Origin of the sequence: Burkholderia sp. KCJ3K979 (assembly GCF_016759955.1) — a bacterium.
GTDB classification, from domain to species: Bacteria; Pseudomonadota; Gammaproteobacteria; order Burkholderiales; family Burkholderiaceae; genus Burkholderia; species Burkholderia orbicola.
Window position 1 is genome coordinate 1 of record NZ_JACFYV010000007.1, and the last position, 26,006, is coordinate 26,006.

20 protein-coding genes are annotated in these 26,006 nt (G+C 68.2%); 11 read left to right on the top strand and 9 right to left on the bottom strand.

Translation table 11 applies throughout. The features are described 5' to 3' along the window. Window positions 1-729: 729 nt before the first annotated feature. The 5 genes from H3O04_RS03070 (at window position 730) to H3O04_RS03090 (ending at window position 8,869) form a co-directional block, all read left to right on the top strand. Complete coding sequence (locus H3O04_RS03070; RefSeq protein WP_202587116.1) at window positions 730-1,731, top strand: FHA domain-containing protein; 1,002 nt, start codon at window positions 730-732, stop codon at window positions 1,729-1,731. Further along, window positions 1,728-5,777: a TOMM system kinase/cyclase fusion protein gene (locus H3O04_RS03075; RefSeq protein WP_202587117.1), complete on the top strand. Its 4,050-nt coding sequence runs from the start codon at window positions 1,728-1,730 to the stop codon at window positions 5,775-5,777. The genes H3O04_RS03070 and H3O04_RS03075 overlap by 4 nt, the downstream gene beginning before the upstream one ends. 33 nt (window positions 5,778-5,810) lie before the next feature. Further along, complete coding sequence (locus H3O04_RS03080) at window positions 5,811-6,155, top strand: BMA_0021/BMA_0022 family TOMM bacteriocin (RefSeq protein ID WP_124477385.1); 345 nt, start codon at window positions 5,811-5,813, stop codon at window positions 6,153-6,155. Window positions 6,156-6,171: 16 nt separating this feature from the next. Next, complete coding sequence (locus H3O04_RS03085; RefSeq protein WP_023474948.1) at window positions 6,172-6,534, top strand: BMA_0021/BMA_0022 family TOMM bacteriocin; 363 nt, start codon at window positions 6,172-6,174, stop codon at window positions 6,532-6,534. A 94-nt stretch (window positions 6,535-6,628) separates the two neighbouring features. Further along, the gene (locus tag H3O04_RS03090; protein WP_124477386.1) at window positions 6,629-8,869 is read left to right on the top strand and encodes a TOMM precursor leader peptide-binding protein; all 2,241 of its coding nucleotides are present in this window, start codon (window positions 6,629-6,631) and stop codon (window positions 8,867-8,869) included. Window positions 8,870-8,936: 67 nt separating this feature from the next. On the opposite strand, the gene H3O04_RS03095 is transcribed toward H3O04_RS03090, so the two are convergent. The 5 genes from H3O04_RS03095 to H3O04_RS03115 all read right to left on the bottom strand — a co-directional run bounded on the left by H3O04_RS03095 (window position 8,937) and on the right by H3O04_RS03115 (window position 13,888). Beyond that, window positions 8,937-10,028 carry a porin gene (locus tag H3O04_RS03095; protein ID WP_124477387.1) on the bottom strand — a complete coding sequence of 364 codons (1,092 nt, stop codon included), beginning with the start codon at window positions 10,026-10,028 and terminating at the stop codon, window positions 8,937-8,939. A 182-nt stretch (window positions 10,029-10,210) separates the two neighbouring features. Continuing rightward, window positions 10,211-10,933, bottom strand: coding sequence for an SDR family NAD(P)-dependent oxidoreductase (locus tag H3O04_RS03100; RefSeq protein WP_124477388.1), 723 nt, complete (start codon window positions 10,931-10,933; stop codon window positions 10,211-10,213). Next, window positions 10,911-12,032, bottom strand: coding sequence for a 2,3-butanediol dehydrogenase (locus H3O04_RS03105; RefSeq protein ID WP_202587118.1), 1,122 nt, complete (start codon window positions 12,030-12,032; stop codon window positions 10,911-10,913). The genes H3O04_RS03100 and H3O04_RS03105 overlap by 23 nt, the downstream gene beginning before the upstream one ends. Window position 12,033: 1 nt before the next feature. Then, complete coding sequence (locus H3O04_RS03110) at window positions 12,034-13,338, bottom strand: MFS transporter (RefSeq protein WP_202587119.1); 1,305 nt, start codon at window positions 13,336-13,338, stop codon at window positions 12,034-12,036. 16 nt (window positions 13,339-13,354) lie between these two features. Further along, on the bottom strand, window positions 13,355-13,888 hold the full coding sequence (locus H3O04_RS03115; RefSeq protein ID WP_006480150.1) for a 2,4'-dihydroxyacetophenone dioxygenase family protein: 534 nt from the start codon (window positions 13,886-13,888) through the stop codon (window positions 13,355-13,357). 175 nt (window positions 13,889-14,063) lie between these two features. Between H3O04_RS03115 and H3O04_RS03120 the strand changes: the two genes are divergently transcribed. Then, the gene (locus tag H3O04_RS03120) at window positions 14,064-15,044 is read left to right on the top strand and encodes a helix-turn-helix domain-containing protein (protein ID WP_202587120.1); all 981 of its coding nucleotides are present in this window, start codon (window positions 14,064-14,066) and stop codon (window positions 15,042-15,044) included. Window positions 15,045-15,260: 216 nt separating this feature from the next. Here H3O04_RS03120 and H3O04_RS03125 read toward each other — a convergent pair whose 3' ends face one another. Beyond that, window positions 15,261-16,208 (bottom strand): aldo/keto reductase, encoded by a 948-nt coding sequence (locus tag H3O04_RS03125; protein ID WP_124477391.1) that lies wholly within the window; start codon window positions 16,206-16,208, stop codon window positions 15,261-15,263. A 355-nt stretch (window positions 16,209-16,563) separates the two neighbouring features. Between H3O04_RS03125 and H3O04_RS03130 the strand changes: the two genes are divergently transcribed. From H3O04_RS03130 to H3O04_RS03145, 4 genes are all read left to right on the top strand, one after another. Beyond that, the gene (locus H3O04_RS03130) at window positions 16,564-19,068 is read left to right on the top strand and encodes a type VI secretion system Vgr family protein (protein WP_202587121.1); all 2,505 of its coding nucleotides are present in this window, start codon (window positions 16,564-16,566) and stop codon (window positions 19,066-19,068) included. A gap of 13 nt (window positions 19,069-19,081) precedes the next feature. Continuing rightward, window positions 19,082-19,987, top strand: coding sequence for a DUF4123 domain-containing protein (locus H3O04_RS03135; protein WP_124592190.1), 906 nt, complete (start codon window positions 19,082-19,084; stop codon window positions 19,985-19,987). A gap of 122 nt (window positions 19,988-20,109) precedes the next feature. Continuing rightward, window positions 20,110-20,721 (top strand): DUF3304 domain-containing protein, encoded by a 612-nt coding sequence (locus H3O04_RS03140; protein ID WP_337249611.1) that lies wholly within the window; start codon window positions 20,110-20,112, stop codon window positions 20,719-20,721. A 36-nt stretch (window positions 20,722-20,757) separates the two neighbouring features. Next, window positions 20,758-22,491: a T6SS phospholipase effector Tle1-like catalytic domain-containing protein gene (locus H3O04_RS03145; RefSeq protein WP_023474936.1), complete on the top strand. Its 1,734-nt coding sequence runs from the start codon at window positions 20,758-20,760 to the stop codon at window positions 22,489-22,491. Between the two features lie 79 nt (window positions 22,492-22,570). Here the strand turns inward: H3O04_RS03145 and H3O04_RS03150 are convergent, their stop codons facing one another. After that, complete coding sequence (locus H3O04_RS03150; RefSeq protein WP_124477394.1) at window positions 22,571-23,191, bottom strand: LysE/ArgO family amino acid transporter; 621 nt, start codon at window positions 23,189-23,191, stop codon at window positions 22,571-22,573. 109 nt (window positions 23,192-23,300) lie between these two features. On the opposite strand from H3O04_RS03150, the gene H3O04_RS03155 reads away from it, so the two are divergent. After that, on the top strand, window positions 23,301-24,194 hold the full coding sequence (locus tag H3O04_RS03155; protein ID WP_006480142.1) for a LysR family transcriptional regulator ArgP: 894 nt from the start codon (window positions 23,301-23,303) through the stop codon (window positions 24,192-24,194). A gap of 48 nt (window positions 24,195-24,242) precedes the next feature. On the opposite strand, the gene fnr is transcribed toward H3O04_RS03155, so the two are convergent. Both fnr and H3O04_RS03165 read right to left on the bottom strand, forming a co-directional pair. Continuing rightward, on the bottom strand, window positions 24,243-24,989 hold the full coding sequence (fnr, locus tag H3O04_RS03160; protein ID WP_027809557.1) for a fumarate/nitrate reduction transcriptional regulator Fnr: 747 nt from the start codon (window positions 24,987-24,989) through the stop codon (window positions 24,243-24,245). 103 nt (window positions 24,990-25,092) lie between these two features. Next, window positions 25,093-25,560, bottom strand: a complete 468-nt coding sequence (locus H3O04_RS03165) for a universal stress protein (protein WP_006480140.1) — start codon at window positions 25,558-25,560, stop codon at window positions 25,093-25,095. Window positions 25,561-26,006 lie beyond the last annotated feature (446 nt).

The following is a 26,006-nucleotide window of genomic DNA, read 5'->3' on the forward strand; positions in this document are numbered from 1 at the left end:
CTGTAGTGGAGGGCTTGTGCTGGCGTGGTTCGTGGGCGCGCTCCGTCGAGGGCGTCGGTGGATGGCTCCTCGACAAACAGAGGGCGCGATGCCGCATCACGTGTCGCTGCGGTCGGGTGACCATTCGCGATGCACGATCGTGCCGACACCCCCTGCGTTCGCCGACTATATCGCGGGATATTTGCTGCGGCACGACGTGATTCATGAATAAGTTAAACGGCGGCGATTATAAAAACACCAGAGAAAATTATTTATAAAATCGAAACGGTTTTATTTTATTTTCGACCGGCCAAACAAAACTTCCGCGCGTGCAAAGATCAATTATCCCGCTCCGTCGTTCAATGTCGTCATGCCGGCGTTGCGCATGAATGGCGGCATCTCGCCCGGCGATGAAGAATTTCGACCCTTTATTCGCACCCCGAAAATTCATCGAAAAGGTAAAGCATTGCAATATAAAATCGTTATCCAGGTATGCCGGTTGCGGTGCGTGATTTTATTTGTCAGGATTTTCATCGAGGCGCTCGGTTTTAAAACAACAAAGTAATCGACCATTCAATTTACTGAAATGACGCGCGGCGCGCGGGTAACACCCGGCAAGGCAACTGACCAGAAAAACAGGTAACGAGGCGGCGAACGGGCGGCACTGTTCGCGATCATCGAATCAATCGCTTGCCCGGCAGCGTCGATGCGTCACTCGAACGATCCGGGCGAATCCGACACGGGGCGGCCATGGCGATACTCAAGAACGACGCTTCCGGAGACGCATGCCTGCTCCGCGCGTATCACGTGTTCGGCCGCGACGACGCGCGCTGCGACACGGTCATCCGGGACGGCTCGGTGTCCCGCGTCCATGCCCATATCCGCTGGGTCGGCGGGCTCTGGGAACTCCACGATCACAGCAGCAACGGCACGTCGGTATCGGGCGTATCGTTGCGCGACGGCGAGCATGCGGTGCTGCAGCAAGGCGACGTGATCCGCTTCGGCAGGGCCGGCACCGCGCCGTGGCGGGTCGAGTCGCTCGACGATCCGGCCGATACGCTGTGGCCGATTCGCGGTGCCGCCGCGCCGATCGTGCTGGCGCCGCGCCAGATCCTGCCGGTCCCTGCCGCGCAGCCGGTCACGATCGTCCGTTCGCCGGCCGGCGAATGGCTGTGCGACGACACGTTGCCGCCGCGCGCGCTCCATGACGGCGACGAAGTGTCGACCGGCGACTTCGCGTGGCGCCTCGCCCTCGCGCGCCATGGCTCGACGGTGATGCTTGCCGCCCCCGCCGATCCGGCCGCGCCGGCGCCATTGCTCGAATTCCTCGTCAGCCGCAACGAGGAGCACGTGCGCATGCTGCTGCATGTCCGCGGCGGCGCGGTCGACCTCGGCGAGCGCGCCCATCACTACAGCCTCGTCACGCTCGCCCGCGCCCGCTCGGCCGACATGCAGGCCGGCTACGACGCCGCCACGCAAGGGTGGATCGAACTCGACCGGCTCGCGCGCATGCTCGGCATCGATGCGTCCCATGTCAACGTGCAGATTCATCGCGCGCGGAGCCAGTTCGCGGCGCTCCCGGGGCTCGGTGCGAGCCAGCTCGTCGAGCGCCGACGCGGCAGCGTCCGTTTCGGCGATGTGCCGTTCCGGGTCATGCGCGGCGAGCATCTCGAATGCGAGTCGGTGCCGGCCGCCGGGCCGCGTATCGGCGTGCCGCGCGCGGCGCCGGGCCCGATCGTTCATTGCCCGTGAACGCGGAAGAACCGGCCGTGCTGCCGACCGTATCCCGCGCCCTCGCCCGGCCGGATGCACCTGAACCACCGAAGTACGCGGCGCCTTTTGCGACGCTCGCCGGCAAATGGCATTACCGGCTCGGCCCGCTGCTCGGCGAAGGCGGCAACGGCGTGGTGTTTCGGGCGACCTGCGACGAGACGGGGCACGCCGTCGCCATCAAGCTGATGCGCGACGATGCCGCGCTGACCGCGCCGGAGCGCATGCACCAACGTGCGCGCTTCCGGCGCGAGACGAGCCTGTGCGAGGCGCTGCGGCATCCGAACATCGTGGCGCTGCTGGACCGCGGCGAAGCGCCCGACGGCCGGCTGTTCGCCGTATTCGAACTGGTCGAGGGCCGGACGGTGCGCGACCGGCTCGCGGCGGACGGGCCGCTGTCGGCCATCGACACGGGGCGGCTGATGACGCAGGTGCTCGACGCGCTCGCGGCCGCCCATCGGCGCGGCATCGTGCATCGCGATCTGAAGCCGCAAAACATCGTGATCGCGATCGCCGACGACGGGCCGCACGCGAAGCTGCTCGATTTCGGCATCGGCGCGTTGCTGCCCGGTACCGAAGACATCGCGCGCCGGACCGCGACGCTCGCGACCGAGGTACTCGGCTCGCCGCCGTACTGCGCGCCGGAGCAACTGCGCAACGAGCCGCCGACGCCCGCCAGCGACCTGTATGCGTGGGGCCTGATCGTGCTCGAATGCCTGACGGGCGAGGTCGTCATGCAGGGCGCCAGCGTGGCCGAGATCCTCTATCAGCAACTGAGCCCGGTGGATGTCGCGCTTCCGCCGTCGATCGCGGCGCTGCCGCTCGGCGCGGTACTGCGGCATGCGCTGAACAAGAATCCGCGGCAGCGTGCCGCGTCGGCCGAGGCGCTCGCGGCGCAGTTTCGTGCGCTCAACTTCGCCGCGCTGGTCGGCCAGTTCGACGCCCGTCGCGCCGGCCGGCAGGCGCGTTCGCACCCGCTTGCGCCGCGCGGAGAAACGCTCGCCGAAGTGGGCGAGTACCGGCAGATCACCACGCTGTGCTGCTGCGTGACGATCGCTGGAGAGGGCCGCCAGCGCCATGCCGGCACCGAGCATGGCGTGGCGCTCGACGGCTACGAGGAACAGTGGCTGACGAAGTGCGCCGATATCGCGGTCGGTTACGGCGCACACACGGGCGGACGGCTCGGCGACACGCTGCTGTTCCATTTCGGCCTACAAGGCGACATCGACCGGCCCGCCCGCCGCGCGGTGCGGGCGGCGCTCGACATGGTGCGCGTCGCCGGGCGCGCGCGGTTGCCGGCGCCGCCGGCCGCCGGCGGCCGTGCTGCCGAGGGCGAAGAGGGCTGGCGGGTCGAAGTGGCCGCCGCGATTCACGTCGGGCAGGTGCTCGCGCATGCGTCGCACATGTCGGGCGTGTCGACGCCCGCCGCGGCGTCGCGGCTGCTGCGGCTGGCCGGCCCAGGACAGATTCTGATCAGCGACGATGCGCGGCTCGTGCTCGAACGGCATGCCGATTCGCGGCCGACCGCGTTGCGGCTCGCGCGGGCGGGCCTGGTGTCGCAGCCGGTTCATGAATTGCTCGGCGAGCGGCACGCCGATACGCCGTTCGATTCGCTCGACGCCGGCCGACGGACGCCCATGGTTGGCCGCGCGCGTGAGTTCGACGCACTGCTGCGCGCGTGGCAGGACACGCTCGGGCGGCATCGTCGCGCGCTGCGCGGCGAGCCGGCGCCGCTCGGCGTGCCGCGGCTCGTCGTCGGCGATGCGGGCTTCGGCAAGTCGCGGCTCGTGCACGAGCTGTGCGAGACCGTGCGGACCCGCGGCCACGCGTTCGCGCAGTGCGGCTGTCTGCCAGAACGCGAGAATCATGCGCTGTTTCCGGTCCTGCGGTTCATCGCCGCGCACTGGCACGTCGATGCCGATCGCGCGCCGGGCGTGGCGCTCGCGGCGATCGACGCGATGATCGCGCCGCTCGATTGCGACCATGCGGCGGCGCGTGTCGCGCTCGCGACCTGGCTCGGGCTGCCCTGCGACGCGAACGGGCTCCTGTGGTCGAGCGCGCGCGAACAGCACGCGCTGTTCGACGTCCTCGAGCAACTGCTCGTATCGCTCGGCAACGGCGCGCCGGTGCTGCTCGTGATCGAGGACGTTCAGTGGCTCGATCGTTCGACCGAGGAGTTTCTCGCGTATCTGCGGCGCTCGCCGCGCGCGGCGGCCCTGTGCATCGTGCTCACGTCGCGCCCCGACAAGCTCGCGCGCTGGCGCGGCGCGGCCGACCGCGTGGTGCTGCGCCGCCTGCCGCGCGACGACGCGCAACGCCTGATGTCGGCGCATCTCGGCCCGGGCGCGTTCGATCCGGCGTGGCTCGACCGGCTCGCGGATCGCACCGCGGGCATCCCGCTGTTCATCGAGGCCGTCGCGCGAGAACTGACGGTGAGCGGCGCGGACGGTCCGCTTGCCGGGCCATCGGCAACGGACCCTTATCCGCTGCCGCTCAGTCTTGGCGGCATGCTCGGTCTGGCCTTCGACCGGATCGACGACGCACGCGACACCGCGCAGCTTGCCGCGACCATCGGGCTCGAAGTGGATGCGCAACTGCTCGCCGATGCATCGCCGCATGATCGTGCCACGCTCGATGCCCATCTGCGGCTGCTGCTCGAAGAGCGGATCGTGTACGCGCAACATCGGCGCGATCGCGTGTTCTATGCGTTCCGCCATGCGCTGATTCGCGACGCCGCATACGAATCGATGCCGCCTGCGGTGCGGCGCGGCAACCACGCGCGCGTCGGCCGTGCGTTGCTCGCGCGGGCCGATCGCGGCGCCGGTGCGCACGCGTTCGGCGTCGCCGGGCACTTCGCGCGCGCCGGCGCGTGCGCGGACGCGATCGCCCAGGGCATCGATGCGGCGCGTCGCGCGCTCGAACGTTCGCGATACGACGACGCGATCCGCTACGGGCAGGCCGTATTCGACTGGCTCGCGACCGCCGATCACGCGCAGCGCGAGCACGACAGTGCGCGCATTCGCGCCACGTTGACGCACGCGACGATGGCGCGATTCGGCTGGGCCGATCCGCAGGTACGCGAGCATGCGGAGCAGTTGTTGCGGCAGACCCGGACGCTCGACGACCCGGAGCTCGAGATCAGCGCGTTGTGGACGCTGTCGACCTACTACCACGTCGCCGGCGATCGCTCGACCGTGCGCCGGATCGGCAAGCGGCTCGACACGCTCGCGACCGAGCGCGGCGAGGCGGGCGTGCAGGTCGCGGCGGACGCGATGCGCGGCATGAGCCTGTGGGTCGACGGCGACTATGCGCGCGCCCGTGCCGCGTTCGACGCGGTGCTGGCCGGCTACGACGCGCGACGCGACGCGGGCCACCGGCGCATCCTGGGGCTCGATACGCGCGCGTGGACGATGGCGTCGCTCGCCAGCGTGCGCTGGTGCATGGACGACGATCCGCAACCGTCGCTCGCGATGGCGCGCGAAGCCGTGTATTGCGCGACCTGCCTCGACCATCTGCCGACGCTCGGCGTCACGATGATGTACCTCGCGCGCACGCATCAGCTCGCGGGCGACCGCGACGCGGCGCGAGCCGTGTCGGAGGCGATTCTCCGGCTGGCGGATGCGCACCGGCTGCGCGCGGTCGGGCACTACGCCGCGATCATTCATGCATGGACGCAACGCGATCGCGCGGGCGTCGTCGCGCATCTCGACGCACAGCGGCAGTCGGGCGGCCTGCTCGGACTCACCTACTACGCGTCGCTGCTTGCCGAGCTGGATGCCGAACGCGGCGACTACGACGCGGCGCTCGCGCAGGTCGGGCAGTGCCTCGCCTGGTGCGAAACGAGCGGCGAACGGTATTACGAAGCCCAGCTGTTGCTCAAGCAGGGCGAGTACTTGCGCCGCGCCGATCCGCGTTGCGGCGGCGTGGCCGCGCTGGACGCATGCCGGCGCGCAGTCGAAATTGCAACGACGGCGGGCATGGGCCGGATCGCCAGGCTCGCCGAAGCGACGTTGCAGTCGTTGCCGTAAGCAGTTCAAACCGTCATTCAGGAGAGCATAAAGATGAGCAAGGATCTTCGATTACCGACGTACGAACAGTTTCTCGAATACCGCGCGACCGTCATCCGGGCAATCGCCCTCGCCTGGCATTCGCCGGCGTTTCTCGACAAGCTCGAAGCCGATCCGGTCCACGCATTGCGCGAGCAGTTCGACTATCACTTTCCGTTCAAGCTCGACCTGAAGGTGCAGCTCAAATCGTCGGAGTGGACACCGACCGTCAACGGCGACTGGACAGCCGGCCAGAAAAACAGGCTCACGCTGTACCTGCCGCCCGCGCCGGCGGACGAGGCGCAGTTCGCGCAGGCGCTGGCCGCGTACAACGCGGACCACATCACCATCATGGAATGACTCCGGGGAAACCGACATGGCAAAGGACAACGCTAATCCGACGCTCGAATCGATGCTGGAGTTTCAGAAGGTCTATCTGCGCGCGATCGCGCTCTCGTGGCGCGACCCGGCGTTCAAGGCCGAACTGCTGGACCGGCCGCTGGATACGCTCGCGAAATACTTCGGCTATCAGTGCCCGTGGATCATCGACATCGATATCGAGAAGACGGGCGGCGATCATGGCTGGACGAGCGACGGGAAAGGCGGCGGGAGCTGGAACCTGCCGCGCAACGTGATGACGGTCGGCATACCGGAGCAGCCGGCGCACCTGGACGAGGAGGCCGTGGCGCTCGCGGCCTACTGCGACGCGGGGCCGTGTTACCTGTTCACCTGCTGTTGAGCGGGCGCGGCCGACCCGCGCACCGTCGCATGGCCTTGGGCGGTTGCCCGGGGCCGCGCGACGTTCGTCCGACCCGTCGCACGGAACCCGACGCATGCTCGATGACCTTTCGCGCGTATTGCGCTTCAAGCCGCACCTGCTCGTGCTCGATGCCGGGCCCGATACGCTGTTCGTCGTCGACGAATTCAGGCGCGCGATGCTGTCCGGAGCGATCTTCGTGCGGATCGCAGCATGTCTGCGGGCGCGCATGACGATTGCCGAGATCGTGACGTCGCTGGCCGGCACGTTCGGCGAATGGGACGTGCTCGCGCGGCTCGATCACCTGGTGCGGCGCGGCTACGTACGCGCCGATCCGCCGCACGGCGACGATGCGGCGCGCGGCTTCTTCGAACGGGCCGGGCTCGACGGCGACGCCGCGTGCGCGCGCATGGCCCAACTGCGGGTCGCGGTGGAGACGTTCGGTGCGGACGGTACGGCGCTCCGGCGCGCGCTCGACGCGGCCGGTATCGGCATCGCAAAGGAGGCCGAACTGACGGTCGCGATCGTCGATACGCACGACCGCGACGATCTCGCCGCGTGCGCCGCCCGCGTGGCGGCGCGCGGCGGTGCGCTGCTCGTCGTGGCGACCGGCGGCGTGCAGACGCTGATCGGACCGTTGCTGACCGGCGGCGCCGACGCGCTTGCCGAGGCGCCGTGCATCGAATGCGTGCGCTACTGGATGCGCGTCAACCGGCCGGTCGAGGCGTTGCTGGCGCGCCATCACGGCAGCGACGCGACGCGTGTACCGGTGGCCGCCTCGCGTGCGGCCGCCGCCGCCGCGGCCGCGCTCGTGGCCGCGACGGTCGAGCAGCTCGCGGTCAACCGCGTGGTCGCGGAACGTGCGCAAACGCACATCGTCGCGCATCGACTCGACACGCTGGCCGTCGAACGTCACCGTGTGGTCAGGCGGCCGCAATGCCCGTGCTGCGGGAATCCCGCGTGGATGCGCGAGCAGGCGGCGCGCGCGCCGCGGCTCGCCGGGGATGCGCCGCTGGCGCGGACGGACGGCGGCTACCGGAGCGCCGATCCGCAACGGGTGTTCGCGCGTCATGCGCATCTGATTTCGCCGGTCAGCGGCGCGATCGCGTATCTGCATCCGATGCCGAAGCGGCACGCGGGCCTGCGCAAGGTCTACGCGTCGGGCTTTCTCGTATGCCCGGCCGCCGTGCCGGACAGCAACCGGTTCGACCGGCTCTGCTCCGGCAAGGGCCGCACCGACGAGCAGGCCCGCACCAGCGCGCTGTGCGAGGCGCTCGAACGCTTCAGCAGCGTGTATCAGGGCGACGAGGCGACGGTGACCGGCAGCCTCGACAGCCTGCGCGCCGATCCGGCCTGCGACGCCGAACCGATTCATGTGAACGCGCTTCAGCAGTTCAGCGAACGGCAATTCGACGCGCGCGACGCGATCAACGCGTTGAGCCGCGATGTCCGCAAGCAGGTGCCGCCGCGCTTCACGTCGCGCGACGTCATCGACTGGACGCCTGCGTGGTCGCTCGTGAACGGCCGGCGTCGCCTCGTGCCGCTGAGCTACTGCTACGCGGAAACGCCCGACAGCGCGCAGGCCATGGCCGCCTGCGTGCACAACCCGAACGGCTGCGCCGCCGGCTCGAGCCTCGACGAGGCGATTCTGCAAGGCATGCTCGAGCTGATCGAGCGCGATGCGGTCGCGATCTGGTGGTACAACCGGATCGCGCGCCCCGGCATCGATCTCGCGGCTTTCGACGATCCGTATTTCGACGCGCTCGTGCACGAATACGCGACGTTCGGATGGCGCGTATGGGCGCTCGACATCACGACCGATCTCGCGGTGCCGACCGTGGTCGCGCTCGCGGAGAATCCGCGGGACGGGCGTTTCTCGATTGGCTTCGGCTGTCATCCCGATGGCCGGATCGCGGTGCAGCGGGCGCTGACCGAAGTCAACCAGTTGCTCGATATCGCGGCGGATGCGCCGCATCCGTGGGATCGCGACACGCTTTCGTCGACCGGATTTCTGTATCCGGCGGCAGGTATGCCGGCAACGACGCCTTCGACGTGGCGGCGGGCCGATGCCGCGTCGTTACCGGCGGTGATCGCGGAGTGTGTCGGGCGCATCGCGGCAGCCGGCATGGACGTGCTCGTCGTCGACAAGACGCGGCCCGACATCGGCTTGTCCGTGGTGCAGGTGATCGCACCGGGGCTGTGCCATTTCTGGCCGCGCTTCGGCGCGCGGCGACTGTATTCGGTGCCGGTGGCGCTGGGTTGGCGCGCGCAGCCGTGCGACGAAACGGCGTTGAATCCGGCGCTGCTGTTTCTGTGACCTGCGCGCGCAATCGCGTTGTCGGCGAACAGCGCGGGTTGCCGGAACGCCGACAGCCCGCGCCGCATCAGAACCGCGTACTGAACCCCACCCGCGCGATCGACTGCAACGCGCCGCTCGACGCGCCGTTCGCGTCCATCACGCCGTTGATTTGCGCGTTGCCGCCGTGGCTCGCGCGTTGATGCACACCCGCCACGTACACCATCGTGCGCTTCGACAGCCAGTACTGGATGGCGGCGAGCAACTGGTGCGCGTGCGCGTCGTCGAGCGTGTCGTTGCCTTTCATGTACGTGTAGCTCGCGCCGATCACCCATACCGGCGACGGCCGCCACGCCGCACCGGCTTCCGCCGACCACGCGCCCGCGCCGTTGCGCGCGTTGTGCACGGTCGTGAAGAGCGCCTTGCCCGTGACCGTACCGACCGTGTAGTGCACGCCCGCGCCCCAGTTGCGCACGCTGGTGGGCGGCAGTCCGTCGGCCGCGCCGTATTTCTGGTTCGTATAGGCGGCGCCCGCGCCGAACGGGCCATGATCGTAGCTCGCGCCGATGCTGACCGTGTTGTTCGCGCCGATCGATTCCGCGACGTTGCCGAAGCCGTACAGCGCGCCGATGGTCAGGCCCGACAGCGACGGGCTCGTGTACTTGACCGAATTCGCGACGCGATTGCTGCCCGCGACGCGGTCCCAGTCGAATGCGCCGGTCGGGTTGTTCGGCAGCGCGAGCCGATCGAACGGCCCGTTACGAAAGCCGTACAGGCCGACAAGATCCTGCGCGATCTCGTTGCCGCCGGCGGCCAGCGCATCGACCATGAATTCGTACTGGTTGCCGAGCGTCAGCGTGCCGTACCGGTCGTTCTGCAACCCGACATAGGCGGTGCGCGAGAACAGTCCGCCGCCGATGATCGAGCCGTTGCCGAGCGAATACTGGTCGACGAGCCGGAAGATCGCACGCGTGCCCGCGCCGAGATCCTCCTTGCCCTCGAAGCCGAGCAGGTTCGGAAAGAAGATGTTGTCGTCGAATTTAGCGGCGCCGTGGCCGCCTTGATTGCTGACGTAGCTGATGCCGGTATCCATCAGCCCGAACATCGTCACGCTGCTCTGCGCAAACGCCGCGGCCGGAAGCGCGCAGGCCGCGAACGCCAGAAAGGTCTTTTTCGTCATCTCCAAAGTGCTCCTCACATGATCCGGTCGAGCCGGATATTTTTAATTGGACTACTGATTGATATGAAGAAAAATGAACCGGGCGAACCCGGTTCGGCGACGGTCAAAGGGAGCGGTGGCGCGCAACGGGCATCGGCAGGTCGCGTCGATCCGGCGACCTTCCGCGGCTCGCGCGCCGCGCGCTAGACCGTCGAATACCCGCCATCCACCGGCACGACCGCGCCGGTGACGAACGACGCGCCGGGCGAGCACAGGAACAGGATCACTTCCGCGATTTCGTCGGCCGTGCCCCAGCGCCCGAGCGGCGTGCGCTCGAGGATGCGGCGCGATGCCAGTGTGTCGGCCATCAGAGCGCTGCTGAGCGGCGTGTCGATCCAGCCCGGCGCGACCGCGTTCACGCGGATACCGTGATCGGCCCACGCTTGCGCGAGCGAACGCGTGAGCTGTGCGATACCGCCCTTGCTCGCGCTGTACGCGGGCCGGTCCTTGCTGCCGAAGTACGTGTACATCGACGCGATATTGACGATGCTGCCGCCGTTGGCCGCCAGCGCGGGCCGCGCCGCGTCGGATGCCCGCATCACCGACGTCAGGTTCACGTTCAGCACGTGCTCGAACTGGTCCATCCGGTATTCGCCCGCGTGCCGGCTGATGCCGACGCCGTTGACGAGCACGTCGAGCCGCGGCAGCGCGGCGATCGTGCGCGTCAGCGCCGCGCCGTCGGCCACGTCGAGTTCCACGCATCGGACACCGGCATGCACGGGCGCATGCGGGCCGGTGGCGTCGAGCCCGAGCGCGACGACCGATGCGCCGGCCTGCGCGAACCGCAGCGCGGTGCGCGCGCCGATGCCCGATGTGCCGCCCGTCACCACGACGGACTGCCCGTCAAACGCCCACTGACGACTCATGCTCGACGCTCCCGGTGGCGGACGCGCGACGGGCCGGCCGTTGCGTGGGCGAAACGAGGATCTTGATCTGCGCGCGATCGGCGAGCAGCGTGTCGAAGCCGTCGGCGACGGCATCCTCGAGCGACACGGTGCGCGTGACGATCGACGTGAGGTCGAGCGCGCCCGACGCGACGATGCGCAGCAGATCTTCGTACGCATGCCGGTAGCCGACGCTCGTGGTGACGGTCAGCTCGTCGTTGACCGCGCGGAACGCGTCGAAACCCGCGTGCGGCATCAGGCCGACCATCACGACGCGGCCGCCCTTGCGCAGTGCCCGCATCGCCGATTCGAACGTAGCCTGCAACCCGGCCGCCTCGAAACTCGTATCGACGCCGAGCCCGCCCGTGGCCGCGCGAATCGCGTCGTGCAACGCGGCGGCATCGAGCGTGCAGGCATCCAACGCATGCGTCGCACCGAACCGCGTGGCGGCCGCAAGCCGTTCGGGCGACACGTCGACGGCCACGATCGTGGTCGCGCCCTGCAGCTTCGCGAGCATGATCAGCAGCAGGCCGATCGGCCCGAGCCCGAACACCGCGCAGGTCTCGCCGAGCCGCAGTTCGCCGCGCCGCAGCGCGTGCAGTGCAACGGCGGCCGGCTCCATCACCGCGGCCTGTTCGAGGCTCACGCCGTCGGGCAGCCGATGCAGCATGTAGGCCGGCACGACCGCGAAGTCGGCCATCCCGCCGTCGCCCATCAGCCCGGCGAAGCCCATCGACACGCACAGGTTGTACGACCCCGAACGGCAGTACGCGCACTGGCTGCAGCGATACTCGGGCTCGACCGCGACGCGGTCGCCCGCGCGCAGCGTCATCACGCCCGCGCCGACTTCGACGACGGTGCCGCAGAACTCGTGGCCAAGCGTCAGCGGCGCAGTGCGGCGCGACAGCGGATGCGGCGCATCGACCGGAATCGCGTGCGGGCCGTCCGCGTATTCATGCAGGTCGCTGCCGCAGATCCCGCAATACGCGACCGCGATGCGCACGTCGCCGGGGCCGACGCGCGGCGTGTCGATTTCCACGAGACGGACGTCGCGCGGGCCATGCCATTGAAGTGCGCGCATGTCAGCGTCCTCCGAGGTTGTGCGTATCGAGGCGGCCGGCCGCGGCGCCTGCGAGCGCGCGCTTGCGCAGCACGGCCGGCGCGGTTTCGACGAGGCCGAACGACAGCACGCATGCGAGGATCGCGCCGGTAGTCGAGGTCCACATCGCGAATTGCAGGCCGTACCTGTCCGCCGCGAAGCCGGCGACGGTCGGCGCGACGAAGCCGCCGATCAGCTCGCCGGCGCCCATGATCAGCCCGAGCGCGCTCGCGATCGCTCGCGGCGGCACCGTTTCGGCCGGGATCGTCGCCATGAACAGCGTGAAGCAGCCGAGGCCCGTGTACGTGACGAACACGATCGCGCCGAGCGCCCAGACCGAGCCGACGTGGATCAGCGCGACCGGGCACATGGCCGCGATCAGCGCGAACCCGATCATCGTCGGCTTGCGGCCGATCCGGTCGGAGATCGCCGGCACCGCGAAGCCCCAGAACACCCACGCGGCGCCGAGGCAGGTCATCACGACGCCCATGTCGGACGGCGCCAGGTGGCGGCTTTCCACAAGGAACACCGGCGCGAACGAGATGATCACGACGAACCACGTGAGGAAGAAGCAGCTGATCAGCACGCAGAGCAGGATGTTGCGCTCCTTCAGCAATGTCCAGCGGCTGAACTCGGCGCCGCTTGCGGCCGGTACCGCGGCGGTATCGGCCTGCACGTGGCGCACGCCGCCGGGCGGCACTTCGCGCACCCAGCGCCAGATGCAGAACGCGATCAGGAAGCCCGGAATGCACGACACGTAGAACGCCTCGCGCCAGCCGTACGCGGTGGCGATGCCGATCACGACCGGCGGGCCGATCATCGCGCCGAGCAGGCCGGCGGCCGAGCCTTGCAGCAGGCCCATGTTCAGCCCGCGGCGGCTCGGCGTCGAACTCTCGACCATCAGCGATTGCGACAGCGGCAGCACGGGGCCTTCGGCGATGCCCATCAGCGCGCGAAACGCGAGCAGGCTCGCGAAGCCGCCGACGAGCCCCGACAGCGCCGAGCACACGGAAAAGCCGAGCACGGCCGCGACCAGCAGCGGCTTGCGGGTGCCGCGTGCGTCGGACCACGCGCCGGTCGCGGCGCCCGACAGCGCCCACGTGAGCGCGAGCGCGGACGACACCATGCCGAGCTGCGTGTTCGTCAGGTGCAGCTCGGCCGACATGAACGGGAACAGGAACGACAGCGCGAGGCGGTCGAAGAACACGAAGCCGAACGTCATGAACAGGATCAGCAGCAGCCTGTTCTCGTACGTCCAGGCGCGCCGGAAGGAGGAAGGGGACGTCATCGTGAGCCTCGCCGCGTCAGCGGAACAGCTTCTCGACTGCTTGCGCGCCGAGGCCGACCTTCTCGTAATGCGCCTTGCACATCGCGATGTACGAATGCACGTCGAAGTAGCCGTCGGGATTGCCTGCGTCGTCGAGCCAGATCAGCGGGCCCTTGACGATGAAGAACGCGCGCATCGGCTCGGGGTGATCGAACGCGACGAGCGTGTGGCCCTCGCCCGGCGTCTCGTACACGAAATCGCCGCGCGTCGCTGTCCATTCGTGTTCGAGGTAACCCCATTTCCCCGACAGCGTGTACGCGAACACCTCGTGCGGGTGATAGTGCCGGTTCACCAGCCCGGCTTCCTTCGCCATCAGGATGTCGCACCATTTGTTCTGCGACGGCGAGATCCACAGCGGCCGCGACGAAACCGTTTCGGTGAACGGAACGTAATAGCGCTCGTCGTCGGTGGCCGCGTTCGGGATGTAGGCCTCGGGCAGCGCATCGGGCTTGAACGGATTGGCAATCGCCGGAATGTTTTGCCAGAATTCGGATACGGCTTTGTCGACCACGGGGTGTCTCCTTCATGGGTTGTCGTGGGCTCGACTTTAGCCAGCCGGCGCGCGCCGCTCTTGACTGGGCGGGACGCATTGCTTGACCGCGCCGGACATTGCATCGCACCAGAATCCAGACGAACCATCCCCCAATCCGTGCCGCTCCGCACGACAGGCGCCAGCAGGAGGCGACGTGACGAATTCGACCGTTTTTTCACGCACGCGAGGCTCGACGGCCGACGTGCCGGCGCGCGACCGGATGGCGTACTGGGATGCGTTCAACGCGGCGACGCTGGTCGGCCTGCGCTGCTCGTCGCTGTCGCCGGCCGGGCTGGAAGCCGAGAAGACCGATATCGCGCTGCCGGGCCTCGGCATCGCCGACATCAGCGGGCAGGATCACGTGATCGAGCGCAGCCCCGCGCTGGTGCGCCAGTTGCCGAAGGAGTCGCTGTTCGCTTGCCAGATCCTGAGCGGGCGCGCGTATTTCATCCAGCACGACCGGTGCCTGCTCGCGGAGGCCGGCGATCTCGTCGTGTACGACACCCGCGTGCCGTATCTGTTCGGATTCCTCACGCCGATGCGGCAGTTGCTGATCGATATCCCGATCACGACGTTCGACGACCGTCTCGATGCCGAACTGTCCGCGCTGCCGCTGCGGATCGCGCCGAAGCCGGGGGCGGGCGCGATGCTCGGCGCGACGTTGCGCGCGAGCGTCGAGCGGTTCATGAAGGCGCCGGTGGAGCGCGACGCCGCGCGGTTCGCCGAGCACACGCGCACGCTGATCGCGGAACTCATCGACGCGGAAGTGAACGGTGCGGGCGCGTCGCGCGCGTCGTTGTCGTACCTGCTGACCGCGAAGCAGTACATCGCGACGCATCTGGGCGAGCCGGAGCTCGGGCCGCAGGCCGTCGCCGACGCGGTCGGGCTGTCGCTGCGGCATCTGGGCCGCCTCTTCGCGGCCGAAGGCGAGTCGATCACGCAGCACATCTGGTCGGAACGGCTGTCGCACGCGCATCGCGAGCTGACGGATGCGCGGCTGCGCAAGACGAGCATCGGCGAGATCGCATTTCGCTGGGGGTTTTCGAGCCAGGCGCACTTCAGTCGCGCGATCCGCGAGCGCTACGGCGCGTCGCCGATGGCGCTGCGCGATGCGGCGCGCGAGGCCGCGGGCTGACGACGGTTCGCGGATGGTTCGGCGGCGGCGCGTGCATCACGCGCCGTTTTCGTTTGCGGTGCGGCGAGGGTGTGGTCAGGTTCGGCGCGAGGAAGCGCGGTCGAACCGCGCGGCCATCGGCTGCCCGCCATTGCATTCGTTCACCTGGCGCGCATCGCAGGCAGGCCGTGGAACCGCGATGCGGTTCCACGGCCTGCGCTGCCAGTGCCACGGACTTCAGGGCGCGCTGGCTTCGTCGATCTGGCGGACGTCGTCCTGATCGAGCGTGACGCGGATCGCTTCACCGAGCAGCGCGAGCTGCTCGAGCGACGTCGCGCTCGCGATCGGCGCGGTGATCGTCGGCCGCGCGATCTGCCAGGCGAGCGCGATCGCGGCCGGCTGCGTGCCGTGCTTCGCCGACACGGCGTCGAGCGTCGCGAGGATGCGCAGCCCGCGTTCGTTCAGATAGCCGGCGACGCGATCGCCGCGCACGCTCTTCTTCAGGTCGGCTTCACTGCGGTACTTGCCCGACAGGAACCCACTCGCGAGCGCGTAGTAGTTGACGACGCCGAGCTTCAGCTCGCGCACGACCGGCTCGAGATCGCGTTCGTAGTCGGCGCGGTCGAGCAGGTTGTATTCGGGCTGGATGACCTGGTAGGCGGGCAGTCCGTCGCGCGCGCTGATGGCGGCGGCTTCGCGCAGGCGTGCGCCGCTGTAGTTCGACGCGCCGATGATGCGCACCTTGCCCGCGTCGATCAGCGTTTGATACGCGCCGAGCGTTTCTTCGAGCGGGGCCGTGTCGGCGAGATCGCGGTGCGAGAAATACAGGTCGATGTAGTCGGTCTGCAGGCGGCGCAGCGAATCGTCGACGGCCTTCAGGATGTTGTCTTTCGACAGCCCGGCGCGCGTGCCGAGGAGCCCGACCTTGGTCGCGATCACGACCTGCTCGCGCTTGCCGGAGCGCTTCAGCCACTTGCCGATGATCGTTTCCGATTCGCCGCCGTGGTTGCCGGGAACCCAGGCCGAATAGACGTCGGCCGTGTCGATGAAGTTGATGCCGGTATCGGCGAGCGCGTCGAGCAACGCGAACGATGCGTTTTCGTCGACGGTCCAGCCGAAGACGTTGCCGCCGAACGCGAGCGGCGAAACCTGGATGCTGGATGTACCGAGGGTGCGATGTGCCATGTTCTGCTCCGTAAGCTGCGGGTGACGGGAGGGGACTGCGGGACGTGAAGCCGGTCGCGTTGAGACGGCGAGCACGTGGCGAGGTTCCGCCGCCGGTGCACCAACCGGCGGGTTTCGCGCGCGTGCGCCGGCATGCCGGACGCGGTGACGTCATCACGGCGGCGACCTCCGTTCGAGCGCTGGTCCCGCCGCGCGCAAGACACTGTATTTATTACCGATTTTCCGTGCCAGGTTAGGGAAATGACGCATGGCGTCAACGTTGTCGCGGCGCGTTGTCTACGATATCCTTTCATCCCAAAATTAAGGGAGGCAGCGGGCCGCTGCCACACGAACGAAAAATCATTCTGAGGCGGTCATGGCTGATCTGGCGGCATTCATTCGAACCCCGTTTTTCCTGCAGGACAAACGCCTGCTCGCGCTGTCCTTTCCTCACGACGACGCGCCATCGGTGACCGACGCGTACGGGCGGCAACGTCCGGCGCGGCTGGTCGCCGAGCGACTCGTCGCGCACGAAGGGCTCGGGATCGATTTCACGTTCGAGGTGACGCTGTTGTCGGGCGAGGCGGGCGTCACGCTGGCCGACATGCTGGGCAAGCTGCTCGCGGTGTCGATGGTGCGCCCCGACGGCGGCCTGCGTTATTTCACCGGTTACTGCACCGAGTTTTCGCTGGTCCGCAACGACGATTCGATTGCGGAATATCGCGCGGTGCTGCGCCCGTGGAGTCACTTCCTGCGGACCCGCGTGAACAACCGCCTGTTCCTCGGCCAATCGCTGCAGCAGCAAATCGGCACGCTGCTCGCCGACTACCAGGGGCTCGCGCCGTCGTGGGAGTGGCGCGTGCGCGGCGACGATCCGGCGCGCACGATGAACGTCCAGGGCGGCGGGCTCGGCGAAAGCGACTGGAACTACATCGTTCGCCATCTGGAAGCCGTCGGGTTCCTGTACTGGTGGGAGCACGACGAGAAAGGCCTGAAGCTGATCGTCGGCGACGACAGCACGGTGCAGTGCCCGGCCGTCGACGGCCGCTCGCCGCAGATCCGCTTCCAGACGCACGACGGCCCGATGGCCGCCGACGCCATTTCGCAATGGTCCGCGGTACGGTCGCTGTCCGCCGGCAGTTACAGCGCGACGGCGTTCGACTTCAAGGCGCCGCATGCGGCCAACGCGCAGATTCCGACGCTGCATCCGCCGGGCGTCGCGCCGCAGGTCGAGCATCACGAATACGTGGGGCACTACGGCTTCGCGAAGCAGACGCGCGCCGGCGACGCGCTCGCGCGCGTGCGGATGGAAGAGATCGAGGCGGCCGCGACGCGTTTCGACGCGGCCGGCAATCATCACGGCATCCTGCCCGGGCGCTGGTTCCAGCTGTCCGATCACTTCAGCGTGGCGTCGGGCAGCCCGCAGGATCACGAGTACCTGATTCTCGAAGCCCGTCACGAAGCGGCGAACAATTACCTGCAGGCCGACGGCAAGCCCGAGTATCGCAACCGCTTCGTCGCGGGCCATCGACGTACGCCGTGGCGACCGGGGCGCGGGTTCAACAGCGAACCGGTGCGCGTGCTGGCGCCGCAAACCGCGACCGTTGCCGGCGCGAAGGGAGCCGGCAGCGTCGACGTCGACGAGTACGGCCGCGTCTGCATCGTCTATCACTGGGATCGTGCGGCGCAGATCAGCGCGCGGATTCGCGTGGCCGCCGGCTGGGCGGGTGGCGAGAAGGGCATGATCGCGCATCCGCGCGTGGGCAGCGAGGTGCTCGTGATGTGCCTCGACGGCAATCCCGACCGGCCCGTCGTGTCGGGCACCACGTACAACGCGGAACGGATGCCGCCGTGGGCGCTGCCCGACCAGCACGTGCTGACCGGCCTGCGCAGTCGCGAGCTGTCGGGCGACAGCGGCAATGCGGCGGGCGGACGCTCGAACCACGTGCTGCTCGACGACACGCCGCAGCAGCTCCAGCTGAAGCTGCGCAGCGATACCGACGCGAGCGAACTGACGCTCGGGCACAACGTCCGCATCGACGCGACCCAAGGGCGCACCGATCAGCGCGCCCGCGGCTTCGAATTGCGGACCGACGCGCATGGCGCGGTACGGGCGGCCAAGGGCCTGCTCGTGACCAGCGAGGCGCGCTACGACGCGCGTGCCCATGCGACCGACATCGGCGAGACCGTCGCGCGCCTCGACAAGGCGCACGACCTGCACGAATCGTTGTCGGGGTCCGCGCATGACGTGAAGGCGCAGGAGTCCGGCGATCAGGATGCCGTTCATCAGGCGCTCAGGACGCAGAACGACGGCCTGAGGGGCAGCGGCGGCAATCCGCAGCAGGGCGAGTTTCCGGAGTTCGCGCAGCCGTTCCTCGCGCTCGCGAGCCCGGCGGGGATTCTGGCGACGACGACGGGGTCGACCCATGTCGCGAGCGACCAGCACGTCGCGTTGACGAGCGGCGCCCACACGAGCATCGGCGCGGGCAAGAGCATGCTGGTCAGCGCGCAGGAGGCGGTGCGCGTCGCCGCGTTCGAGAAGGGCATCCGGCTCGTGGCCGCTGCCGCCGATATCGACATCCAGGCGCTCAAGGACAGCGTCAACGTGCTCGCCAAGCTGGACGTGAAGGTCGATGCGAACCGCATCACCATCACCGCGAAGGAAGAAGTCCTGATCAACGGCGGGACCAGCTATACGCGCTGGAACGGCAGCGGCATCGTGCACGGGACCAAGGGTGAATTCACCGCGCATGCCGCGTCGCATACGTTCATCGGGCCGGACAGCCTGCCCGTGCCCGCGCGCGCGTTCCCCGGCACGGCGTGCGCGCCATGCATGATCAACGCGGCATCGATGGCGTCGCCGTTCGCGGCCAAGGCGTGAGGCAGGGCCGCGCATGACGAATGACCTGATCGCCGCGCAGACGGCCGACGCGCTGCAGGCGGCGCTGTCGTCGCAGGACGGGCTGCGCGCTTACGTCCTGATCGACGGCGCATTGCTGGATACCTTGCCCGACGATGACAAGGCGTCGTGGCCCGCGTTCGTCGCGGCCTCGCTGCTCGGCGACGACACCGACGACGAGGCGAGAGTCGTCGGGCCGCTGCTGTTCGAATGGCAGCCCGCCGCCGACAGCGCCGAGGCTGCGGACGCGATCGAGCCGCGCAGCATTCCGTGGCCGGCGGCGAGCGTGCTCGTATCGCCGCTGTCGCTCGAGCGACTGGCCGCGCATCTGGCGCCGATGGTCGATGTCCAGCTCGAGCAGATGGAGAGCGTGATGCTGATGCGCTTCTTCGATCCGCGCGTGCTGCCGTTCTGGCTCGACATGCTGCCCGCCGCCCATCGCGCGTATCTGGCGCAGGGCGTGCGGCACTGGATTCACCGCGATACCGCGCTGCAGCTCCGGACGGCGGACATCGCCGCGCCCGCCAACGTCAGGCAGGCCGCCGAGTTTCCGCTGCAGTTGACCCAGGCGCAGGAAGACGATCTGCTCGCCGCCTGCTATCCGTACACGATGCTCGAGCGGCTGCGTGTCGAAAAGCCCGCGCTGCTGGCGTCATTGCCGGCCGCGCAGCACTACGGCTTCGTGCGCGATCAACTGGCGCGCTGCCAGGCGCACGGCGCCGAAAGTGCGGCGTCGCTGCTGATCTATTGCGAACTGGCGTTACGCTACGGCGCGCGCTTCGACGAGGATCCGGCGATGGCCGCCGTGTTCGACGCGGTGGCGCAGGGAGAGGCGTTCCCGGAGGCGCTGGCTCGGGTGCCGGCGGAGGACTGGCGGCGGATGCAGGAAGCAGCCGGGTGATGGCGCGTGCGCGACGTGACTCGAATGAAATCGACTGGAAGAGAAGGAAGTTCAATATGAACCGCTGCTGGATCACTTTGCTGTCCGTGATGGTTTTTTCCACGGCTGCGTGCAGCAAGAGCGTGAACGATGCCGAAAAGGACAGCCTGGCGCCGGGCGAAGTGAATAAATGGAACGACCCGAACTACGACGTCATCACGGCCGGGTCCTTCAACTATACGGATTACGACATCTACGGCGTCTATCTGCTGCCGCCCGACAAGAACAGCCTCGACGAAGCGGCGAGCGCCGACGGCGCGCACGCCACGCCGCGGAGCGCGAAATACTGGTCCGGTGGCGGCGGCTCGCGCCCGAGTCTCGCGTGGGATTTCCGCTGGAAGACCCCGAAGACGTTCAAGGTGTGGTGGGAGCGTGTGGTCGACAAACGCGCGATGGAAGCGTCGTCCGCGAACTACGACCCGTACACGCACCGGGAAACCCAGCCGGGTATGGCGTGGTGCGAAGGCGAGATCACGATCACGCGCCCGCCCGTCAAGGACAAGAGCGGCGGTATCGTGCTGCACTTCTTCCCCGATGGCCGCGTGGAAGGCGACATGGATTTCGGCGCCGACGGCCCGGACCCGAAGGTGGCCCTGTCGAAGCGCGACGCGCAGCGCAAGCTGACCGACCGCGCGTGCCTGAAGGAAATTCCCAATCCGTTCTATGGGCGCAAGAAGCCGGCCCAGTGGAATTGACGCTGGACGCGTGACCGGAACAGGAGCGTAACCGCCATGAGCAATCCCCCCCTCATTCGACGCATCACCGATATCACGCCGGTCGAGGACTCGATCCGCAACGGGCATCGCGAGGCGCTCGATCCGCTGCGGGTCGAGCAATGCAAGGAGTGTCCGAAACCCGTGTGGTTCACGGCCTTCTTCGACGGCACGGGCAACAACTACGGCGAGGACGGCAACGGTTCGACAGACGTCGCGAAGACCAAGTACAGCAACATCGCCAAGCTTGCGATGTTTGCCCATGTCCCGTTCAACAAGGCCAATCCGCGCACGATGGGCCGGTACGTCGAGGGCGTCGGCACCCCCTGCAGCAAGGTCGGCGATTCGGGCAAGGGTATCGACGGTGCGCTCGGCATGGCGGCCGCGAGCAAGGGCGAGGCGCGCATCCGCTGGATGCTCCGCGAGCTCGAAAAACACGTGGCGAACCACATGCCGGCCGTGAGCCAGATCAACGTGGCCGCGTTCGGCTTTTCGCGCGGCGCCACGGAGGCGCGGGCGTTCGTCCGCATGCTGACCGAGCAGCTGGCCGAGAACATCGGCGGCCGGCTCTGGTGGAACAAGAAGAACATGAAGGGGATGCGTCCCGAAGTGGTCGTCTACTTCATGGGCATCCTCGATACGGTGGCGTCGACAGGCTTCGGCGGCAGCCGCCTGGAGAAGGCGGCGCCCTACATCGTCGGCGCGATCCTCGGGCCGGTCTATGGCGGTATGCTCCACAGCATCGACAAGGGCGGCCATGCGGAATGGGCGAACGACATCCGCATTCCGGACTACGTGCGGGAGTGTGTTCACTATGTCGCATCGCATGAAGTCCGGGAGAAATTCCCCGGCGACTCGGTGCGTGAGGATCAGAAGCTTCCCTCGAACTGTCGCGAGGTGTATTACCCCGGCATGCACTCGGACGTGGGCGGCGGCTACGAGCGCAACTATCAGGAAGGGCGCACCAACGAGCTGGCCAACGTCGCGTTGAACAATCTCTATATCGACGCGTGGAAGGCCGGCGTGCCGTTTCGCGAGCCGAAGGAGATCGTGGAATCGGCCGGCGGGCTGTTCGCGATTTCCGCCGAGCTGGAGACGGCCTGGAACGTGTACATGGGGCAGGGCAACGAGCGGCGCGCGGGCGTGGCGTCGAACAGCGGCCGGCTCGAGTCGCAGATCATCTGGCACATGAACCGCTACTACCAGTGGCGCGCCAGCCGCAGCCGGCGCCTGCACGACGGCCGGCTGAAGCCGCCGGGCGGCGTGAATTCCTACATGGCGATTACCGACCGCGAATGGAACGAGGATGCGGATCTCATCCGTCGCGCCAACGGGGGCGTCCTGACGCGGACCATCTCGGAGCAGTACAAGGCGATCGACGCGGCCACGCGGGTCACCGGCAACTGGCTGGGGGGCATCGATCCGGCGGCGCGCGCGACGTTCGACCGGTTCTTCGATCACTACGTGCACGACTCGATCGCGGGTTTCAAGAAGCAGATGGAAGACGGTCACGTCGGCTTCGCCGAATCGAGCCGCTGGTCGGTCAACCGTCAGTACTTCATGGGCAAGCGCGGCAAGAAGTTCCTGTACTGGCGCTACGAGGGCGACAAGGCCGAGCAGGCCGCCACGCAACTCGCCAAGGTCGATCCGGCGAAGCAGCAGGACCCGACGGCAGCCAACGAACCGCAACTGGCGAGCAACCAGCCCGCGGCGATCGGCGGCGCGCTGCCCGACGCGACCTCGACGGCCTGACGCCGACCCCATACCGGTCGCGACCGCGGCCGACTGCCTGACGTCGCGGCAGACAGGATCTGCCGCGACACATCCCTCTCTACCGCAACTGCACGGCCGCGAGAAACAGCACCATGCTGCCGATCGCGCCGTCCAGCACGCGCCACGCGACCGCCTTGCGAAACCACGGCGCCAGCAATCGCGCGCCATAGCCGAGCCCGAGGAACCACACGACGCTGACCGTCATCGCGCCGATCGCGAACGCGAGCCGCGCGCCTTCCGGCTCGCGCGCGCCGGCCGTGCCGATCAGCAGGAACGTGTCGAGATACACGTGCGGGTTGAGCCACGTGAATGCGAGCGTCATCAGCACGATCGCGAGTGCGCTCTGCGGCGGCGGGGCGACCGCGTCGCCGCGCACGTCGAGCGCGTCGTGGCCCGGCTTGAACGCACGGCGCAGCGCGTTGATGCCGAACCACGCGAGATACGCGAGGCCCACGTACAGCACCGCATGGACGAAGGTCGGATAGCGCTCGACCAGTACCGATGCGCCGCCGACGCCCGCGCCGATCAGGATCATGTCGGACACCGCGCACAGCAGCACGATCTTGCCGACGTGCGAGCGCATGATGCCCTGGCGCAGCACGAATGCGTTCTGTGCGCCGATGGTGACGATGAGCGACGCGCACAGTGCGGCGCCGTGGGAAAAAGCGAGCCAGTTCATGATGGGGACAGCCGTGGAAGCAGTAGACGGATGAATCGGGTAGCGCTAGTCTGCGATCGGGGCGGGAATAAGAGAAGCTAAATCACCTAATGCAGATTAAGGAAATCTAATGCTCGACTACGCGTTGCTCGATGCCCTCGCGGCCGTGATCCGGCACGGCTCGTTCGAGCGGGCGGCCAAGGAGCTGAACGTCACGCCGTCGGCGGTGTCGCAGCGCGTGAAGCTGCTGGAGGAGCGGGTCGGCAGCGTGCTCGTCAAGCGCGGGCAGCCGTGCGTCGCGACCACGTCGGGCGCGCTGCTGTGCCGGCATACCGAACGCGTGCAGCTGCTGGAGGCCGAACTGGGCGGCCGGATGCCCGCGTTGCCGGGCCAGATCGCGAGCGCCTGGCCGACGCTGCGCGTGGCCGTCAACGACGACAGCGTCGCGACGTGGTTCATCGACGCGGTCGGGCCGTTCTGTACGGAGCGCGAGACGCTGCTCGACCTCGTGATCGACGATCAGGATTACACGGCCTCGCGCATTCGCGACGGCAGCGTGCAGGGCGCGGTGACCGCGCAGGCCGAGCCGATCCAGGGATGCCGGTCGGAGCGGCTCGGGCGAATCCGCTATCGCGCGGTGTGCTCGCCGGCGTTTTACGCGCGTTATTTCGATGCGGGGATCACGCGCGATGCGCTGCGCCGCGCGCCGTGCGTGATGTTCAATCCGAAGGACGGGTTGCAGGCGCGTTTCATCCGGCGCGTGACGCGCGCGGATCTCGATCCGCCGCAGCACTGGATACCGCACGTCGCAGGCTATCTGCGCGCGTGCGAAACGGGATTGGGATGGGGGATGTGCCCCGACCGGATGGTCGACCGGCAACTGGCGGCGGGCGAGCTGATCGACATGTCGCGTGGCCGAACCATCGACATCGATCTGTACTGGCAGAGCTGGCGTCTGTCGATCGGCTGGCTCGACGATTTCAGCGCGGCGCTGAAGGCGCGTGCCGCGCTGTTTCTCGATTGACCGGCGACGCCACGCGGGCGGCGCGCACGCGGTGCGCGCCGTGCGACGTCAGAGGTGTTGCAGGCCGTCGAAGTCGACGATCTGCACGTGGCGGCCCTGCATTTCGATCAGGCCGCGCTTCTGGAATTTCGACAGCGTGCGGCTGACCGTTTCGAGCGTCATGCCGAGATAGCTGCCGATGTCCTCGCGCGTCATCCGCAGGTTGAATTCCGACGGCGAGTAGCCGCGCTTCAGGTAGCGCGACGAGACGTCGAGCAGGAAAGCGGCGACGCGCTCCTCCGCATTCAGCGAGCCGAGCAGCATCGTTTGCGACGTTTCGCGCACGATCTGTTCGCTCATCAGCTTGTGCATGCGCAACTGCATCGAGCCGGCTTCCGAGCACAGCGCCTTGAGCGCGCTGTACGGAATCACGCAGACGGAACTGTCTTCCAGCGCGACCGCGGTGCGCGGGTGCGTATCGTCGCAGATGCCGTCGAGGCCGAGAGCCTCGCCGGCGAGGTGCAGGCCCGTGACCTGTTCGCGGCCGTCGTGGCGTGTCGCGACGGTCTTCAGCGAACCCGAGCGCACCGCGTACAGGTTGTCGAATGCGTCGCCTTCGCGGAACAGCGCTTCGCCGCGCTTGACCGGGCGTGCCGCGCAGATGACCGACTCGAGGCGACTGAGCGCTTCGGGCGCCAGGCCCTGCGGCATGCACAGGTGCCGCATCGCGCACGACGAGCAGTGCGGGGCCTGACGGGGAGCCCAGCTACCGGCATGGGGCGTGGCGGCGGGGCGGGTGGCGACGGGCGTCAGCATGATCGTTTACTCCGGCGTTGAATCGACGAAATCATTGTCCCACCGCAAGTTGCCGCTGTCGGGTGACAAAACGTCGCGACCGGGCGCACGTGCCGAACGCCGCTCAGGCAGCCGGTTCGTCCGCGTTGGCGGCGGCCGGAATCAGCAGCACCGGCAGCGTTGCGTGGCGCACGCATTGTTCGGCGATGCTGCCGAGCACGAGGCGGCGGAAGCCGCGGCGGCCGTGCGTGCCGAGTACGAGCAGATCGGCGCCGAACGCTTTCGCGCCGTCGAGGATCAGCGACGACACGTCGTTGAGCGACGTCGCTTCGTTCAGCTGCGTTTCGCCCTTCACGCCGGCGGCCTGCATCAGCTTCGCGAAATCCTGCGCGAGCGCGTTGCCCTGCGCGAGGAGCTGATCGCGCAGCACGGACGGATCGTAGCCGGGCACGTTGTAGTAGATCGCGGCGTTCTCGACGACGTAGAACGGCTGCAGCTCCGCGCCGTGTGCTTTCGCGAGCGCCAGTGCGGCATCGAACGCATGGCGGGACGTGTCGCTGCCGTCGACGGCAACCAGAATACGCTTGTACATAGTGTCTCCGAGTGGCGGGTTGAAACGAAGTCGGCCGGATGGCCGAGCGGGCCGGGCAATGCTGCGAGGCAGAGTAAACCAACGGGCACGATCGTGCAGCGAGGTACCCGCCGTGCCGCGCGGCCGCGTGGTTCCTGTCGCTGTCGCGCATGGCCATGCGCGCGACGCATGCTGCGCCGCGCGACGCGTGTCGTGGGATGCGGCATGCGTCGCGCCGCACCGCCGGCGCAAACGCATGCGCACGCATCGATCCGGCGCGGCTGCAACCCTGCCGATGCGCTGCACGCACCACCATTCAATCGCAATCGCGCTGTGGCGCCATGACTTCGGTCAATGCCTGTGCGTCGATGCGATGCGCGGCATGCATGACTGCGAAGCCGATGCCAGGGCGCGGAGTCGTTCGTTGTGACAACGTGCGAGCGGGTATCGGCGTGCAGTTCGATCGC